Consider the following 15,162-nt stretch of genomic DNA (forward strand, 5'->3'; position numbering starts at 1 on the left):
TCATAGGAAGGCGGGTTTTCAATGATGACTATACGCATTTCAGACGAAGCAACTCAGTGGTTTGTTGAAGAGATGGATGTCGAGTCCGGCGATTCCATACGATTTTTCGCAAGATATGGCGGCAGCAGTCCGCTGCATGAAGGATTTTCGTTAGGCGTCATTCGGGAACAGCCGGATGAAGTGGGAGTCGAAACCGTTTCGGATGAGGTCCGTTACTACATCGAAACTCGCGATCTCTGGTACTTTGATGGCCATGATTTACACGTCGGGGTGAATAGCGACTTAGGAGAACTGGAGTACGATTATGTGAAGTCTGAGTCAGTCTGACAGGTCTTCGCTGATCGCCTTGACTAGACAGACAATTCTTCTTTTGGTATAATAGGCTTGAAAAATGGATAGTGTAAAAAGACCAAGAAGATGTGATGATCCTCTTGGCCTTGTAATAGAATAGCGTTCGCTTCAAAGGCGAATCGCATAGTGCGAAGTAAACCGCTCCATTGCTTGGAGGCTCATGGGCGGTTTACTTTTTTCTTGAAAAAGTATATGACAAAGCAAGAATGGTCACGATCAAACTTCCAAATCCGATCATGAGACTCAATGCTTCATATGGTGTCATACGCATCACCTCCTCCCGTCCTGATTAAAGTTGCTTTCAGGAAATTGGGATTGCAGGTCTGCGAACCGCCTATGAGCTCGTGCTATTCTAGTACATGCTTGATTATAACATATTTTCATAGCTCGTACATATGTTCCGGATGGCTTATTAAGGGCATATTTTACTTATGAAACACCTCGATTAGGTTTGCGAGGTGTTTTTTTGTGGTTAAATGTGGTGAGCGGATTGCTGGGGTATGAGCGGAACTACCGAGTTATGATCAGATTTGGTGATTTATGAGCGGATTCGCGGAATTATGATCACATTTCATGATTTATGAGCGGATTCGCGGAGTTATGATCACATTTCATAATTTATGAGCGGTTTCTCCATTTCCCTATGACTCCCCATTATTTAAAAGGCTTCCTGAGTACTCGGGGAAGCCTTTTCTTCGATCAATCGACTCTTTTTGCGATTTCGACATACTTTGCATCCCATACAGGATCGATCTTTCGAAGCGAAACCGGTCGGAATGTGTCTTTTCTTACAACGACGTGCTCCGAAGTCGCGGTTGCCGCCACCTTACCATCTGCATGCAAGATTTCATAGCCATAGGTCGTGCGCAATTTTCCGTGGGATTCGATCCATGTACGGACAATGGCTGTCTCGCCATAACGCATGGAAGCCTTGTATTTGATGGATAGATCTGTGACTGGCGATAAATAGCCTTCCGCTTCAAGTCCGGCATACGTGAACCCGAGATCTTCGATAAGCTGCGTTCGTCCGATTTCCATCCAGACTAAATAGTTCGCGTGATAGACAACCCCCATCTGGTCGGTCTCTGCATACCGAATTTCAATTTCTTTTTCACTGACAAACATAAATCTCACCTCTTCTACATAGCAAGTATACAAAAGTCCATTAAAAAAATCAGCCGCAACGATTAAAAACCCCCTTGCTGAACTGAATCAGCAAGGGGGTTTATCGATTATGATTAAGCTTTCATCTTGTCGCGAAGTACCATTTGAAGAATGCCGCCGTGACGGTAGTAGTCGATTTCGACTTCTGAATCGAAACGCGCGAGCGCATCGAATTCCGTTACAGTGCCATCTGCAGCAGTAGCAGTCACTTTCAAGATGTCGCGTGGCTTAACGCCTTCTGCGATGTTGACGCTGATTGCTTCTTCTCCTGTTAATCCAAGAGATGCTGCACTTTGTCCATTCACGAATTGAAGAGGAAGAACACCCATCATCACAAGGTTTGAACGGTGGATCCGCTCGTAGCTTTCCGCGATAACGGTCTTAATGCCGAGAAGAGATGTCCCTTTCGCAGCCCAGTCACGTGAAGAGCCCATTCCATAGTCTTTACCAGCAATGACAGCAAGACCTGTACCATCTTGTTGGTACTTCATGCAAGCGTCATAGATTGGCATGATTTCTTTGTTTGGCCAGTAAGTTGTATAGCCGCCTTCTGTACCTTTTGCGATTTGGTTACGGATACGGATATTCGCAAACGTACCGCGCATCATGACTTCATGGTTACCACGACGGGAACCATATGAGTTGAAGTAACGTGGCTCTACGCCGTTTTCGCGCAAGTAGAGGCCTGCTGGTGTATCTTTACCGATGGCACCTGCTGGTGAAATGTGGTCCGTCGTAATCGAGTCGCCGAATTTACCGACAACGCGCAAGTCTTTTAAAGCTCCGATATCTTCAGGTTCTTTTGAAAGACCTTCGAAGAATGGCGGGTTTTGAATATATGTTGACTTGTCATCGAAATCATACAATGCTTCATCTGTTGTTTCAATCGCATTCCAAGCTTCGTTTTCAGTGAACACGCGTGCATATTCTTTACGGAAGAGTTCAGGAGTGACCGTTTTCTCGATCATGGCCTTCACTTCTTCTGTCGATGGCCAGATGTCTTTGAAGAATACATCTTTGCCGTCTTTGTCTTTACCGATCGGTTCTTTCTTGAAGTCGATATTCACCGTACCCGCGAGTGCATAAGCAACAACTAGTGGCGGTGAAGCCAAGTAGTTCGCTTTCACATAAGGGTGGATTCGTCCTTCGAAGTTCCGGTTACCCGAGAGAACGGATGATACAAGTAAGTCGTTTTGAGCGATTGTTTTCTCGATTTCCGGAAGCAATGGACCGGAGTTACCGATACATGTTGTACAACCATATCCAACTGTGTTGAAACCGATTTGGTCGAGATACTTGTCGAGCCCTGATTCTTGCAAGTAACCTGTAACGACTTTTGAACCTGGTGCGAGTGAAGTTTTCACATATGCAGGTGGTGTCAATCCGAGCTCAACCGCTTTTTTAGCGACGAGTCCTGCACCGAGCATAACGTACGGATTCGATGTATTGGTACATGAAGTGATGGCTGCAATCGCTAGATCGCCTGTTTTCATTTCCATTTTCGTACCGTTTGCGAACTCGATTGTACCGCTCTTCTTCATTTCTTTCGGCGTAAGTCCGAACCCTTGGTTGCCTTCAGGTGCAACAACCGCGTCGTTGAATTCACGCTTCATGTCTGAAAGTGGAATCATGTCTTGAGGACGTTTCGGTCCAGCAAGGTTCGCTTCTACTTGAGTCAAATCGATTTCGATGCACTCTGTGTAAATTGGATCTTCCTTATCCGTTGAGAAGAACATGTCGTTTTCTTGCAAGTATTTTTTCACGACATCGATATGTTCCGAATCACGGCCAGTTAGTCTCATATAGTTGAGTGATTCTTCGTCGACTGGGAAGAAACCACAAGTTGCACCATACTCCGGAGCCATGTTCGCGATTGTCGCGCGGTCAGCCAGTGGTAATTGTGGAACTCCTGGTCCGAAGAACTCGACGAACTTACCAACTACACCATGTGCACGCAATGTTTGCGTCACTTTTAGTGCAAGGTCTGTTGCAGTGGTACCGTTTGGTAATTCACCCGTCAACTTCACACCGATAACTTGTGGAATCGGGAAGTAAGATGGCTGTCCAAGCATTCCTGCTTCAGCTTCAATTCCGCCAACGCCCCATCCGAGTACGCCGATTCCGTTGATCATCGTTGTATGGGAGTCGGTTCCGACAAGCGTATCCGGATACGTTTCGAATGTTCCATCTTCGTTTTCAATCGCATGGACAACGCTTGCCAAGTACTCAAGGTTCACTTGGTGAACGATACCAGTTGCTGGCGGAACAGCACGGTAATTGTCGTATGCTTTTTGTGCCCAGCTTAAGAACTGGTAACGCTCAGCATTCCGTTCAAATTCGAGTTCCATGTTTTTCTGTAATGCATCGGATGTTCCGTAGCTGTCAACTTGAACCGAGTGGTCAATAACGAGGTCTACAGGAATTTCGGGGTTGATCTTATCCGGATCTCCACCCATTTCCGCCATTGCGGAACGAAGAGATGCCAAATCGACGACAACTGGTACGCCAGTGAAGTCTTGCAGGATTACGCGGGATGGCTTGAATGGTACTTCAGCATCCGCTTCAGCGTCCTTGCCCCATTTTGCCAGGTTGTTTACATGATTGTCTTGGATGACATATCCATCATGTTGGCGCAGGACAGATTCTAACAGTACTTTGATCGAGTAAGGTAGTCTTGAGACCTTTGCAATACCCGCTTCTTCAATTGCTCCAATGCGGTAATAGTTATACGTTTTACCGTTCAGATCAAACGACGAGCGGCTGTTATGAAAATTGCTCTTTGTCATTGCTGAATTCCTCCTTTACGTACTGAAAAGGCTCTATAAATAAGCGTCTTTTCTCTACTCCATCATATAACAGCAAAGTCTATAAGTAAATTACATTAAATTTATAGTAATCCATAAGTAAACACGATTGATAGTTTGGAAGATAAATAGATGCATATTCTTTGGTGGTCTGTGCATAATGGAATCATAATTGGGAGAGGGAGTGCTGAAGTTGAAGAAAGCGTTATTGGTTATTGACTATACGGAAGACTTTGTTGCAGAAGATGGAGCGTTGACGTGTGGAGCACCAGGTATTGCGCTGGAAGGATATATCGAGCGACTGACTAAAGAGTTTGTCGATCAAGGGGACGCTGTTGTATTTGCAGTGGACGTGCACGACCTGAATGATCCCCACCATCCGGAATCACGTCTATTCCCTCCGCATAATCTGCGTGGAACTGCTGGAAGAGAGCCATTTGGAACGCTCAAACAATTTTATGAAGACAACCGCGATTCAATTCATTGGATGGATAAAACCCGATACAGTGCATTCGCTGGGACAGAGCTTGAAATTTGGCTGCGAGCACGTGGCATTCAAGAAATCCACCTGGTAGGCGTCTGTACTGATATCTGCATTTTACATACTTCTGTAGATGCCTATAATAAAGGATTTTCAACTGTAATTCATGAACGGGGTGTGGCAAGCTTCGATGCTGCAGGACATGATTGGGCATTGCGCCATTTCGAAAATACACTGGGGGCAACCATAATTCGATAAGTTTGTGTAAAACTCGATTATTCTATGCAAACAATTTCAGCAAATATGTTTCAAGTAGGTCATTTACGGTTATTATACTTACTAGAACAGACATATTATATTAACAAAAAGGAGATGTTTTCAAATGAGTTTCATTTGGTTCTTAATCATCGGCGGAATTATTGGTTGGCTTGCCGGACTTATTTTAGGGAAAGATATCCCAGGCGGAATTATCGGTAATATTATTGCAGGTATCGTAGGAGCATGGGTTGGCGGAATGCTGCTTGGCTCTTGGGGACCTAAAGTTTCCGACTTCTATCTCGTACCAGCAATCATCGGTGCTGTCGTTCTTGTATTCATTGTCAGCCTGATTATGAAAGCAATGCGTAAAGCAGCCTAACAAAAAGAAAGAGGACTTCGCAAATTAGCGGAGTCCTCTTTCTTTTGCGCTTATTTGGTTTGTTGTGATTCGTATTCTTCAAAAAACCAGAGCACGTCTTCTACGTATTTATCACTATGATTATAGTGGAAAATGGCCTTCTCGATTTGTCCATCTGCCGCCCCGCTTTGCGATAAGTAGTTCGCTGCGCTAAAGATGGCATCTTCCAAGTTGTACGGATCGGCAATTCCATCGCCATTTCCATCGACCCCGTATCCCCCATATTTTGCAATCACGTCAAGGTTGGTTTTATCGTCTTCTGGAATATTCCCTTTTCCTAAATCTTTGCAGCCGGGATAGCTCCATCCAACGAATGTACACGGCATGAATTGCATATGACCTTCTGCTCCTGTTGGAGAAACCATAGTTTTCATAGTGGAAAAACGGGTTTCCACCCGGTGATGTGCCGCAAGTAATGTCCACGGAATGCCATACTCTTCTGCTGCTTCCTTATAAATGGGGATATACTCATCGGGAATGGTCAATCCACCATGTCGATCCGACAAATCCATCAACGTGCTGGCGGATTTTTGAATGACATCTGGATGACGGATGCTTGTCCAGATAATCGCGGTTAAGGTGAACAGGACGACTGACACAGGAATAAGCAGTGCGATTACCAATAGTTTAGCTTTCGCCGTTAGTCTGCGTTTCTTTTTTTTCACTCGTCCCTCTCCTCTCTGTACGATTTAGTCTTGTTTACTTAGGGCTTTCATATCTTTCACGATGGTTTCGAACGGAACGTCTTCATAACCTGGATAGGATTTGACGACTTTTCCTTCTTTATCGACTAATCCAAAGCGGGAACCGTGTATCACTTGGTCTGAATTCGGATCGTCAATAACTGGCATTTTAAAGGATTTCACGCCAAGATCGCTAATGTCTTCCATTGAATATCCCGTAAGCATTTCCCATTTAGATGAATCCGGAACACTGAAACTTTCTAAGTATGCACCTAGTTTTTCCGGGGTATCGACATCAGGATCTACACTGAAGGATACAATTTTGTAGTCTTCAATCCCTTTATCAGCTATTTTCTCTTGGAGTTCCGCCATATTGGACATCATCGGTGGACAGACACTCGTACAGGTGGTGAAGACAAACTGGGCTAGCCAGATTTCACCTTTCAAATCATCTAATGAGACCTTTTCATTGTTTTGGTTCGTGAATTCGAATGGCGCGATGCTGTAATGATGGTCTGCTTTAAACCCGCCGGAGCATGCACTCACCACAAGAGCCATCATGATTACGCCAAAAACTAATGCCTTTTTCTTCAATGCACTTCCCCCAAACCTAATGTGTTAACTTTATCATATCGGACACACGAACGCCAAACAACCGTGGATCCATGCGTTGTTTGGCGTTTGTTTGTCGGTTATGTGAAAACTACTTCACTTTTAGTGTAACGAGCGCTCCGTGGATCGCTTCCAGTTTCGCTTCCAGGCGGTGGAGCAGATAGAAGGAAACAAATACTGGGAAACCCACGTCCTGGATGAATCCCATCGTCTGTTCCAACAATTGTTCCATCACATTCGCCTCCTTTAAAGTTTGTTGCTGTCGTTTGGCTTGAATACATACAGTGAAGTGCTGAAGGATAAAAAGCCGGCCCCTGTCAGCTGACGAGGGACCGGCTCACTTTCGATTACCGTATTATTTGCTGCTGAACAGGTCGTTCACCGATCGATCGATAATGCGAGCGCTTTTCACAGCCGTCAGGACATCCCCATCCTTTTTGAACACACCGGATGCAATGACCCGCTCCATTGCGGCCTGGACTTCAGCCGGTGTGACTCCTGGACGCGGCTCATCGACCGTTAGGACAAAATCCTTTCCATCGGACTTTGTAAATACGAGTTGAAGTGTGAGTGCCATTTGTGAATTCCCCCTCTTTTGTTAGTTAGTCCGTGATTTCAGATGTCACGATTTTTTCATAAGACATGACTGTCATTGCGGACAGTTGGCCAAGTGAAGATAGTGCAATCTGCAGGTTGGCCGGTGTTGCGTTTTGTTCAATGAAGCGGTAAGTTTGCGACTTACGGATGAGACGTCCATCGGGTGTTGAGCCTGCATTGTAGAAAATCTTACCGACTGCTGTTTGAAACTCGAGTGCTGCTGCCATGTGCGTTCCCCTCCTTTCACAGTCTAGATAGACGAAACTTGCAGAAAAGGATACAATGTTCGTGAAAGTTTTTAAGTTTACGGGTACAATTGATAGCGTAGAGAGTCCTAAAGAGGTGAACGTATTATGCCAGGCTGGTTTATCTGGTTTATTGTATTTTGGTGTATCGTATTAATCGGTTTGTTCGCGATTGGTGGATTTTTCATGTTCCGCAAGTTCCTTAAAGTCTTCCCCAAAGAAGATGGCAAGTCGACATTGGACTGGGAAGAGTACTACGTGGATCGCTCGCTTCATCTATGGAATGACGAAGCGAAGGGATTGCTGAATGAACTCGTCCAGCCCGTCCCTGAACTTTTCCGACCAGTAGCAAAACAGAAGATCGCAGGTCGTATCGGTCAAATTGCACTCGATGAGCATGCGAAAACCATTGAATTTGACCACATCATCCGTGGGTACATCGTGGCAACGCCGAAACGCGATCACAAATTCTTACGCAAGAAGCTGACAACTATGGATGTCGACATGACTCCATATGAGCATCTTTTCTGACAAAAAAAAAGAGAGAGACCTGGTCATTTGACCGAGAGTCTCTCTCTTTTTTTTAGTTTGTTGTACTTGATGAGCATACCGATGCGCCATGGGACAATCATCGCAAATGCTAGGATGAAGAACATGCCAGCAAGTTCCCCGACGTCAATGGAGCTGCTTAGAATCAGTTTCGCGACCAGTCGGAAAATTAATAGGCCCGCTAAAATGAAGATGAACGCTTTCGATCGCTTGACGTACAAAAGGCCATTTTTCTGTTCGAAATTTGTCGTCGCAATCAAGATCGTTGAAAACAGCAGTCCAACAGCCGCAGCTTCGATCACCTGACTCCGTGGTACTTGGAATTGTGTGAACAAAAACATAAGCATCCCGGAAGACATGAATAAGGGCGGCAGTACGATACGTACCGGAGAAATTGGGCGTTCCGCCGCTTTGGAACGGACAAAGAACGCTAAGATTCCCATGAAGAAAAATGCGACCGTCGAGCCGACGATTAAATAGACGGACGGGATTTTGTTGAAAACCACATCAACTAGCTCTTGGAGTTGACTCATCCGCACGCCTCCTTCAGCTCGTCCAACCGTTTTTGAAGTTGCTCCAACGGAACAAACCTCGCAAACCGGGCTGTTTCTTTACCTTGTCTGAATAACAAGACAACCGGTGCTGTAAACAACGAAAGCTGCCCTGCCATTTCCGGCACTTTCGCGACATTTACATAAAAGAATGGAAATGGATACTGTTCAGTAAGTCTCTCCACTTGCGGATATAGCCCCTCACAAACTGAACAATGATCTGTTTTCACGAATAGCAGCAGCGCTTCTTGCTGTGTTAAAAGTTCTTGCCATGCTTTAAAAGACTTCACTTCGTTCACTGTTCAATCCTCCTTGATGGTCAAAAGCCTTGGAAATCTCCGAAAATGGGACTGAGCAAGCTGATTAAGAACGTCATCCCATCGAAGAACAGTACGATACCGAAGACGATCATAAAGGCTCCGCCAATGCGCATAATCTTCTGGTTGTTTCTACGAATCCATCCAAGACGTGTTACGAAGAAGGAGAGCACGAAGAATGGAATCGCGAATCCTAGGACGTAGGTCATCATGTACAGCATACTTGAACCGGGATTAGCAGCCGCTAGCCCTATGATGGCCCCAATGATCGGCCCCATACATGGTTGCCAGCCTGCTGAAAACGCAAGTCCGATGAGTGCAGATCCTAAGTAGCCGGATGGGCGGTTTTTAAACTGCAGTTTGTGTTCTTGCATTAAAAACTTCGGTGTGAAGATTCCAACTACCATTAAACCGAATAATACGATGAAAATAGCACCGATTTGGCGAAGGAGATCCATGTACTCGATAAAGAATCGACCTATAAACGAAGAGCCGAACCCGAGGAAAATAAATACCACCGAAAATCCAAGAAGGAAAAATAGCGTATGTAACATTCCATTTCGATTCATCCGTTTCTTATCTGAGCGCAAGTCTTCAATCGACATTCCTGTTATATAGGAAATGAATGCAGGATACAGCGGCAGTACACACGGAGAAATGAAACTTAAAAAGCCCGCACCGAATGCCAGGAATACGTTCACATCTGTTGCCAAGGAACTTCCCCCTCCAGATTTTTTCTTTTTCCTCTCCATCGTATCAGAACCCGTCATCGAATACGTCCATTTTGTCTGTGAACAGTTTATGACACATTTTTAAAACCGCATGTACGCACGGCACATACGGTTTTAGAACCAATCTGATCTTAAGCGGTTTGACCATTCTGCAACTGATACATCTTATAATAGAGGCCTTTCCTACTAAGAAGCTGCTGGTGGGTACCTCGTTCAGCGATCTCTCCCTGGTGCAACACGAGAATCAGCTCTGCGTCTTGAATCGTACTGAGCCGGTGTGCGATAGCAATCGTAGTCCGCCCTTTCCGCATCTTTTGCAGGCTGGCTTGGATTGCGATTTCCGTTTCAGTATCAATATTGGCGGTCGCTTCATCGAGTACAAGGATTTTGGGATCCACTGCCATCGTGCGCGCAAATGCAATGAGCTGCCGCTGCCCGCTTGACAACGTAGCTCCACGCTCCATCACTTTGTGCGCATACTTCCCTTCTAATTGCTCAATAAATCGGTTTGCTTGTACAAAGTCCGATGCTGCCCGGACTTCCTCGGATGTCATCGCTTCATTATGAAGACGGATGTTGCTCTCCACGTCTCCGTAAAACATGAAGGGATCTTGGAGGACTAACCCTACTTTGTTGCGCAATTCTTCCATTGGATAGGACTTCAGTGAACGCCCATCAATGGTGATGGCCCCCTGATCATACTCATAGAACCGCATGAGCAAGTTGATGATTGAACTTTTTCCACTTCCGGTATGGCCGACCAATGCTACGGTTTCCCCTGCATTTGCGGTGAATGAAATATCTTTCAATACATCCGTTTTGCCATCATAACTAAATGTGACACCATCGAAGGTGATGGTTCCTTCCGTAATCTTTGCATCCTTTACCTCTAGCTGCACAGGTTCCATGTCCGGTTCGTCAATCAATATGAAAACGCGTGATGCTGAAACAAGCGCCTGCTGGAAAATGGACATCCGATTCATCACTTGCTGTACGGGTTGGAACAGGCGGCTAAGCAAGGTCGTAAACGCATAGATGACACCGACATCCACTGCGGTTGAAAGTGAGGTGAAGCCGAAGTATGCAAGCGTACAGACTACTGCTGCAGCATAGAGCAAGTCAATGAACGGTCCAAGTAAAATGCTGTCGAACTTGATATTCCGGATTCCTGCCCGATAGTGTCCGTCGTTGATCGATTCGAATTCATCTGCCAGCCGCTTTTCTTGGCGGAATGCTTGGATCATCCCCATCCCAGAGAGGGACTCGGAGATCTTTCCGTTCAATTGACTAAGCCGCTCGCGGATATCTTGATAGAAGTCTGCACTGTAATGTCGATAAACCGATATCAGAATCATGAATAGCGGCAATAACACCATGGAATACAGTGCCAGTTCCGCATCTAGTGAAAACAGTGCAATATAGACACCGACGATTCCGAAAATCGCCTGCAAGAACGTGACGACCACACTCACAAACATTTCTTTTATCGCTTCCGTATCGTTCGTCACACGAGAAACGATTGCACCGGCTGGTGTTTTATCGAAATAGCGCATTCCCAGTCCTTGTACTTTAGTAAATGCATCGATCCGCAATTGCTGGATGATTTTAAGTGCGATCCGTTGAAAGCGGAGTGACTGGAAATAGGAAATGACAACAACTGTCACTTGAATGGCGACATAGATCACGAGTAGCCGGATGATACTCGCACGCTCAAAATTCAATGTGACGAGATGGTTGTCGATGAATGATTGAATCAGAAGCGGACTCACGATGCTGCCCGTAATCGTGAGTGCGAGGAGTAGCAGCGCGAACGTAAGCGACACTTTGTGAGGCTTCAAGTACTTCAAGAGCCGGACTAATACTTGCCATTGCCCACGCGCGGACAGTTTTTTCTGTTTCACTTCGGCCATTCCGCCTCGCCTCCTTGTTCTACAGATGCTTCAAGTTGCTGCAAGTCGTACATCTCTCTATATTTCCCGTTCAATGCCATTAATTCAGCATGGGTACCGGATTCTGCAATTGTCCCTTCATCCATGACAAGGATTAGGTGCGCGTGTTGAATGGCACTTAACCGGTGCGATGTAATGATCGTCGTTTCCCCGCCACGTGTTTCTTTCAAGGAACGGAGTATTGCTTCTTCCGTCTTTGCATCCACTGCTGAAAGGGAGTCGTCTAAAATAAGCATTTCGGGCTGCATGAGCAAGGCACGTGCAATGGATATCCGTTGTTTTTGTCCTCCCGATAAAGACACTCCCCGCTCTCCCACAATCGTATGATATCCTTCAGAAAATCCTTCGATGTCGTCGTGGATATGTGCGAGCTGTGCAGCGCGGTGAATCTCTTCTGACGGAACGGTCGGATTCGTAAAGGCGATGTTCTCCGCCAACGTTGTGGAGAATAGGAAATGATCTTGAGGGACATATCCAATCGATTCACGCAGCCGCTGTTGTTTGTACTGGTGAATGGAATGTCCGCCGTACGAAATGACGCCTTCATAGTCATCGAACTCTCGTAACAGCAATTTCAGAATAGCCGTTTTTCCGGATCCGGTTTTTCCAACGATCCCGAGAGTTTCACCTTGCCGCAGCGTAAAGTGGATGTCGACAAGCGCGGGCTTCGGATCCCCCGGGAACGTAAAGGAGTCAATATCGACAGAAAGATCCCCTTTCGGCCGTTCATCCAGTGCACCTTCCACATCATTCACTTCAGGATCGACCGACAATAATTCATGGATTCGTGTATACGATGCACTGCCGCGCTCTACGATATTGAATAGAAAACCGAACGCAAGCATCGGCCAAGTCAGGAGGCCGAGATACGTGCTGAACGCAACCATATCCCCAACACTCATGTCCCCTGCCAGGATGAAACGGGCACCGAAGACAAATGAAATAATGGAAGAAATCGCAAAGATTCCACCGATTGTAGGGTCGAATAAGGCATCGATACGGGCCACCCGCATGTTTTTCTCCACCACGTCATCCGATAGTTGCCTGAAATCTTCAATATCCTCCTTTTGCTGTCCGAACGTTTTGAGGACTTTCATACCGGAGATGCTCTCTTGTGTCTTATCGTTCATGCTGGAGAATGCTTCTTGAGCAGTCCGGAAATGGCGGCGCAGCAATTTGCCATAAAAACTCGTTAACACAATCATGAGGGGAATCGGGATAAGTGCAATAAGCGTCAGTTTCCAGTTAATTGTCACTGCCATCGTCAATATGACGAAACCACCTGTCAAAATCGAATCGAAGAGGGTTAACACGCCCATGCCTGCGGTTTGCTGAACCGCACTCACATCATTCGTAGCGTGCGCCATTAAATTACCGACTCGGCGTTTCTGATAAAAAGCCGGGGACATCTTTAAAAAATGATCGAATAATTGCTTGCGGATTGTCCGTGCAAGTACAATTGATGAACCGAAAATCATGACGCGCCAAAGATAGCGGAATGCGTACATGGCGACCCCTGCAATCGCAAGAATGACCAGCCATTCTATCAGCTGGTTGGCAGTTAACGTTCCTTTCGTAATGTCATCGACGATATAGCCGATGATTTTTGGAGGCAGCAACTGCAAAATGGAAACGAGTACAAGTGCCGCAATTCCAATTGTATACTGTTTTTTACGTTGTTTAAAAAACCAACCGAGTTGAATGAGTACGTTCAATGGATTCCCCTGCCAATCTATAATAGGACTTTGAATAGTTTAGCAGATTCTTACACGTTTCGGATAGTATTTGTTTCGAATTATCCGATTTCATAAATAGTTTCGATATCGAGGAGAGAAAGAACGCGTGCCCCTCCATCCGTCGTTACAACGCGCAACTGCTTTCTCTCGGGTTCGAGACAATGGACATAAAAATCTTCCGTCACCGGCCTATCCATTTGCCAATGCTTGATGGTGATGGCTTGATGGGTCTCCATGGCAGCAGCAATGATGTAATTCCACTCCTCCAGCTGCTGTTCGTCAGGTTTACTTCTAACCGGCTGCGCATCTTCTGCTTGCCATGCGCGCAACCGCTCGACGTGTTCGGGCAGCATCAGTGCAGTCCATTTGATCTTTCCGCGATCTCGCAGCATCGTGTCCCCTCCTTCCACCCGTAACTTATTGTCATTTCACATGGCCGCCAATCAGTCCCGCCCGATATCGGGCTGTTCCTGCATCGGTGTACGACACAGCACGTAAGACGGCAGTCGATCCATACTTACTGCGGAGCTCATCGACCGTTTCCCCCAGTTTGCGTGTCTTCCACTTGCGCTGGTCAAACAAGCTCAATTGCATCGAATGCTCCTCGACTAGATTGGATAGGCTCAGTGACAGTTGACGGACAGGCCGCCCATCGTGAAACGTATCCAACAGTTCTATACAGATCCTGTAAATCTTCATCGTGTCATTCGTCTCTTCCGGCATGGACTTGGAACGGCTGAAGCCGCCGCCTAACGCGTTTTTAGAGTAGCCGACTGATAAATGGACCGTCCGCCCGGCACGCCTTGCCGCCCGGGCGCGCATTGCGACGTCTTCACACATTTCGAGCACCACTGCAAGCACATCCTCACGGAGATGATAATCCCGGAAAAGAATCTGTCCCTTGCCATAGCTGATTTGCCCTTCAACCAGCGGCGCACCGAGATCAGACAAATCGATTCCATGAGCATGATGATAGAGTTGGTTTCCCATAACACCGAACTTCTCTTCCAGCCGAACAAGTGATGCGTGTGCGAGATCGCCAACGGAGAAAATGCCCATTTCATTTAACGTATGTTCAGTTCTTCTCCCGATCCCCCACATTTCACTAAGCGGCGCGATAGGCCATAATTTAGTCGGCACATCACTGTAGCCCCAGTATGCAAATCCCGTTTTTTTCGCTTCCAGATCCAGCGCAAGTTTGGACAGCAGCATGTTAGGACCCATCCCGCACGCAGAGTGCAACTGGAATTGACGCAACAACCCCTCTTGGATACGGGAGACCGTCTCTTCGGGAGGTCCCCAGAGCTTCTCGGTTCCATCCAAATTGATAAAGCTTTCATCGATGCTGTATACATGAATCGCTTCTTTCGGGACATATTGGTTCAAAAAATGAGTGATTTCCATGGATACTCGTATATAAAATTCCATTGTAGGTTCAATCAGCCGTATGGACGGATCATCCGGGATTTCAAAAAGACGCATCCCGGTCTTAATGCCAAATCGTCTTTTCAAAGGAGGGGATGCTGCTAACACCACCCCTCCTTTACGCTCTTTGTTCCCGATGATCGCGATGGGTGTTTCCATTACATCCAGTCCTTCAAGAGCCGCGGCACAACTTGCATAGAAGCTGCGCATGTCGATGCAAATAATTTTACGCTCAGGCAGTTGGTTCATAATGTCTCCTCCTAAGAACACTTGTTCCCTTATTATAGGATG

19 protein-coding genes are annotated in these 15,162 nt (G+C 46.2%); 4 read left to right on the plus strand and 15 right to left on the minus strand.

Going from position 1 to position 15,162, the window contains the following annotated elements; all coding sequences use genetic code 11:
- Positions 1 to 24 precede the first annotated feature (24 nt).
- A complete protein-coding gene (locus ABE021_RS03695) occupies positions 25 to 327 on the plus strand; it encodes a HesB/YadR/YfhF family protein (protein ID WP_430286969.1) in 303 nt (100 codons plus the stop codon).
- 193 nt (positions 328 to 520) lie between these two features.
- On the opposite strand, the gene ABE021_RS03700 is transcribed toward ABE021_RS03695, so the two are convergent.
- From ABE021_RS03700 to acnA, 3 genes are all read right to left on the minus strand, one after another.
- Positions 521 to 616, minus strand: coding sequence for a putative holin-like toxin (locus tag ABE021_RS03700; protein WP_225217861.1), 96 nt, complete (start codon positions 614 to 616; stop codon positions 521 to 523).
- A 434-nt stretch (positions 617 to 1,050) separates the two neighbouring features.
- Complete coding sequence (locus tag ABE021_RS03705; protein ID WP_430286880.1) at positions 1,051 to 1,476, minus strand: acyl-CoA thioesterase; 426 nt, start codon at positions 1,474 to 1,476, stop codon at positions 1,051 to 1,053.
- A gap of 113 nt (positions 1,477 to 1,589) precedes the next feature.
- Positions 1,590 to 4,301 (minus strand): aconitate hydratase AcnA, encoded by a 2,712-nt coding sequence (acnA, locus tag ABE021_RS03710; RefSeq protein ID WP_430286881.1) that lies wholly within the window; start codon positions 4,299 to 4,301, stop codon positions 1,590 to 1,592.
- 211 nt (positions 4,302 to 4,512) lie between these two features.
- Here acnA and ABE021_RS03715 point away from each other — a divergent pair, with 211 nt between their 5' ends.
- Both ABE021_RS03715 and ABE021_RS03720 read left to right on the plus strand, forming a co-directional pair.
- Positions 4,513 to 5,058, plus strand: coding sequence for a cysteine hydrolase family protein (locus ABE021_RS03715; RefSeq protein ID WP_430286882.1), 546 nt, complete (start codon positions 4,513 to 4,515; stop codon positions 5,056 to 5,058).
- Between the two features lie 124 nt (positions 5,059 to 5,182).
- Positions 5,183 to 5,437: a GlsB/YeaQ/YmgE family stress response membrane protein gene (locus tag ABE021_RS03720; protein WP_430286883.1), complete on the plus strand. Its 255-nt coding sequence runs from the start codon at positions 5,183 to 5,185 to the stop codon at positions 5,435 to 5,437.
- A 50-nt stretch (positions 5,438 to 5,487) separates the two neighbouring features.
- On the opposite strand, the gene ABE021_RS03725 is transcribed toward ABE021_RS03720, so the two are convergent.
- From ABE021_RS03725 to ABE021_RS03745, 5 genes are all read right to left on the minus strand, one after another.
- Positions 5,488 to 6,141 (minus strand): lytic transglycosylase domain-containing protein, encoded by a 654-nt coding sequence (locus ABE021_RS03725; protein ID WP_430286884.1) that lies wholly within the window; start codon positions 6,139 to 6,141, stop codon positions 5,488 to 5,490.
- Positions 6,142 to 6,165: 24 nt separating this feature from the next.
- Positions 6,166 to 6,753: an SCO family protein gene (locus ABE021_RS03730; RefSeq protein WP_430286885.1), complete on the minus strand. Its 588-nt coding sequence runs from the start codon at positions 6,751 to 6,753 to the stop codon at positions 6,166 to 6,168.
- 109 nt (positions 6,754 to 6,862) lie between these two features.
- Positions 6,863 to 7,003 carry a YvrJ family protein gene (locus ABE021_RS03735; RefSeq protein WP_430286886.1) on the minus strand — a complete coding sequence of 47 codons (141 nt, stop codon included), beginning with the start codon at positions 7,001 to 7,003 and terminating at the stop codon, positions 6,863 to 6,865.
- Between the two features lie 123 nt (positions 7,004 to 7,126).
- On the minus strand, positions 7,127 to 7,348 hold the full coding sequence (locus ABE021_RS03740) for a DUF2922 domain-containing protein (RefSeq protein WP_430286887.1): 222 nt from the start codon (positions 7,346 to 7,348) through the stop codon (positions 7,127 to 7,129).
- A 25-nt stretch (positions 7,349 to 7,373) separates the two neighbouring features.
- A complete protein-coding gene (locus ABE021_RS03745) occupies positions 7,374 to 7,595 on the minus strand; it encodes a hypothetical protein (protein WP_430286889.1) in 222 nt (73 codons plus the stop codon).
- Between the two features lie 126 nt (positions 7,596 to 7,721).
- Between ABE021_RS03745 and ABE021_RS03750 the strand changes: the two genes are divergently transcribed.
- Positions 7,722 to 8,144 carry a DUF2621 domain-containing protein gene (locus ABE021_RS03750; protein WP_191691638.1) on the plus strand — a complete coding sequence of 141 codons (423 nt, stop codon included), beginning with the start codon at positions 7,722 to 7,724 and terminating at the stop codon, positions 8,142 to 8,144.
- A gap of 23 nt (positions 8,145 to 8,167) precedes the next feature.
- On the opposite strand, the gene ABE021_RS03755 is transcribed toward ABE021_RS03750, so the two are convergent.
- From ABE021_RS03755 to ABE021_RS03785, 7 genes are all read right to left on the minus strand, one after another.
- On the minus strand, positions 8,168 to 8,695 hold the full coding sequence (locus ABE021_RS03755) for a CcdC family protein (RefSeq protein WP_430286890.1): 528 nt from the start codon (positions 8,693 to 8,695) through the stop codon (positions 8,168 to 8,170).
- Positions 8,692 to 9,012, minus strand: a complete 321-nt coding sequence (locus tag ABE021_RS03760; RefSeq protein WP_430286891.1) for a thioredoxin family protein — start codon at positions 9,010 to 9,012, stop codon at positions 8,692 to 8,694. The genes ABE021_RS03755 and ABE021_RS03760 overlap by 4 nt, the downstream gene beginning before the upstream one ends.
- 20 nt (positions 9,013 to 9,032) lie before the next feature.
- Positions 9,033 to 9,743 carry a cytochrome c biogenesis CcdA family protein gene (locus ABE021_RS03765; protein ID WP_430286893.1) on the minus strand — a complete coding sequence of 237 codons (711 nt, stop codon included), beginning with the start codon at positions 9,741 to 9,743 and terminating at the stop codon, positions 9,033 to 9,035.
- A 149-nt stretch (positions 9,744 to 9,892) separates the two neighbouring features.
- Positions 9,893 to 11,671 (minus strand): ABC transporter ATP-binding protein, encoded by a 1,779-nt coding sequence (locus ABE021_RS03770; protein ID WP_430286895.1) that lies wholly within the window; start codon positions 11,669 to 11,671, stop codon positions 9,893 to 9,895.
- Positions 11,659 to 13,425, minus strand: a complete 1,767-nt coding sequence (locus tag ABE021_RS03775) for an ABC transporter ATP-binding protein (protein ID WP_430286897.1) — start codon at positions 13,423 to 13,425, stop codon at positions 11,659 to 11,661. Before ABE021_RS03775 ends, ABE021_RS03770 begins: the two co-directional genes overlap by 13 nt.
- An 80-nt stretch (positions 13,426 to 13,505) precedes the next feature.
- Positions 13,506 to 13,838, minus strand: a complete 333-nt coding sequence (locus ABE021_RS03780) for a YolD-like family protein (protein WP_430286899.1) — start codon at positions 13,836 to 13,838, stop codon at positions 13,506 to 13,508.
- Between the two features lie 31 nt (positions 13,839 to 13,869).
- A complete protein-coding gene (locus ABE021_RS03785; RefSeq protein ID WP_430286901.1) occupies positions 13,870 to 15,120 on the minus strand; it encodes a DNA polymerase thumb domain-containing protein in 1,251 nt (416 codons plus the stop codon).
- Positions 15,121 to 15,162 lie beyond the last annotated feature (42 nt).

The sequence above is a fragment of the Sporosarcina gallistercoris genome, from assembly GCF_050459885.1.
Taxonomy (GTDB): domain Bacteria; phylum Bacillota; class Bacilli; order Bacillales_A; family Planococcaceae; genus Sporosarcina; species Sporosarcina gallistercoris_A.

Coding starts and splice junctions, on each gene's coding strand:
- acnA (WP_430286881.1), bottom strand. CDS start 4,301: ATGACAAAGAGCAATTTTCATAACAGCCGCTCGTCGTTTGATCTGAAC.
- ABE021_RS03745 (WP_430286889.1), bottom strand. CDS start 7,595: ATGGCAGCAGCACTCGAGTTTCAAACAGCAGTCGGTAAGATTTTCTAC.
- ABE021_RS03720 (WP_430286883.1), top strand. CDS start 5,183: ATGAGTTTCATTTGGTTCTTAATCATCGGCGGAATTATTGGTTGGCTT.
- ABE021_RS03695 (WP_430286969.1), top strand. CDS start 25: ATGACTATACGCATTTCAGACGAAGCAACTCAGTGGTTTGTTGAAGAG.
- ABE021_RS03770 (WP_430286895.1), bottom strand. CDS start 11,671: ATGGCCGAAGTGAAACAGAAAAAACTGTCCGCGCGTGGGCAATGGCAA.
- ABE021_RS03705 (WP_430286880.1), bottom strand. CDS start 1,476: ATGTTTGTCAGTGAAAAAGAAATTGAAATTCGGTATGCAGAGACCGAC.
- ABE021_RS03780 (WP_430286899.1), bottom strand. CDS start 13,838: ATGCTGCGAGATCGCGGAAAGATCAAATGGACTGCACTGATGCTGCCC.
- ABE021_RS03700 (WP_225217861.1), bottom strand. CDS start 616: ATGACACCATATGAAGCATTGAGTCTCATGATCGGATTTGGAAGTTTG.
- ABE021_RS03740 (WP_430286887.1), bottom strand. CDS start 7,348: ATGGCACTCACACTTCAACTCGTATTTACAAAGTCCGATGGAAAGGAT.
- ABE021_RS03750 (WP_191691638.1), top strand. CDS start 7,722: ATGCCAGGCTGGTTTATCTGGTTTATTGTATTTTGGTGTATCGTATTA.
- ABE021_RS03735 (WP_430286886.1), bottom strand. CDS start 7,003: ATGGAACAATTGTTGGAACAGACGATGGGATTCATCCAGGACGTGGGT.
- ABE021_RS03755 (WP_430286890.1), bottom strand. CDS start 8,695: ATGAGTCAACTCCAAGAGCTAGTTGATGTGGTTTTCAACAAAATCCCG.
- ABE021_RS03785 (WP_430286901.1), bottom strand. CDS start 15,120: ATGAACCAACTGCCTGAGCGTAAAATTATTTGCATCGACATGCGCAGC.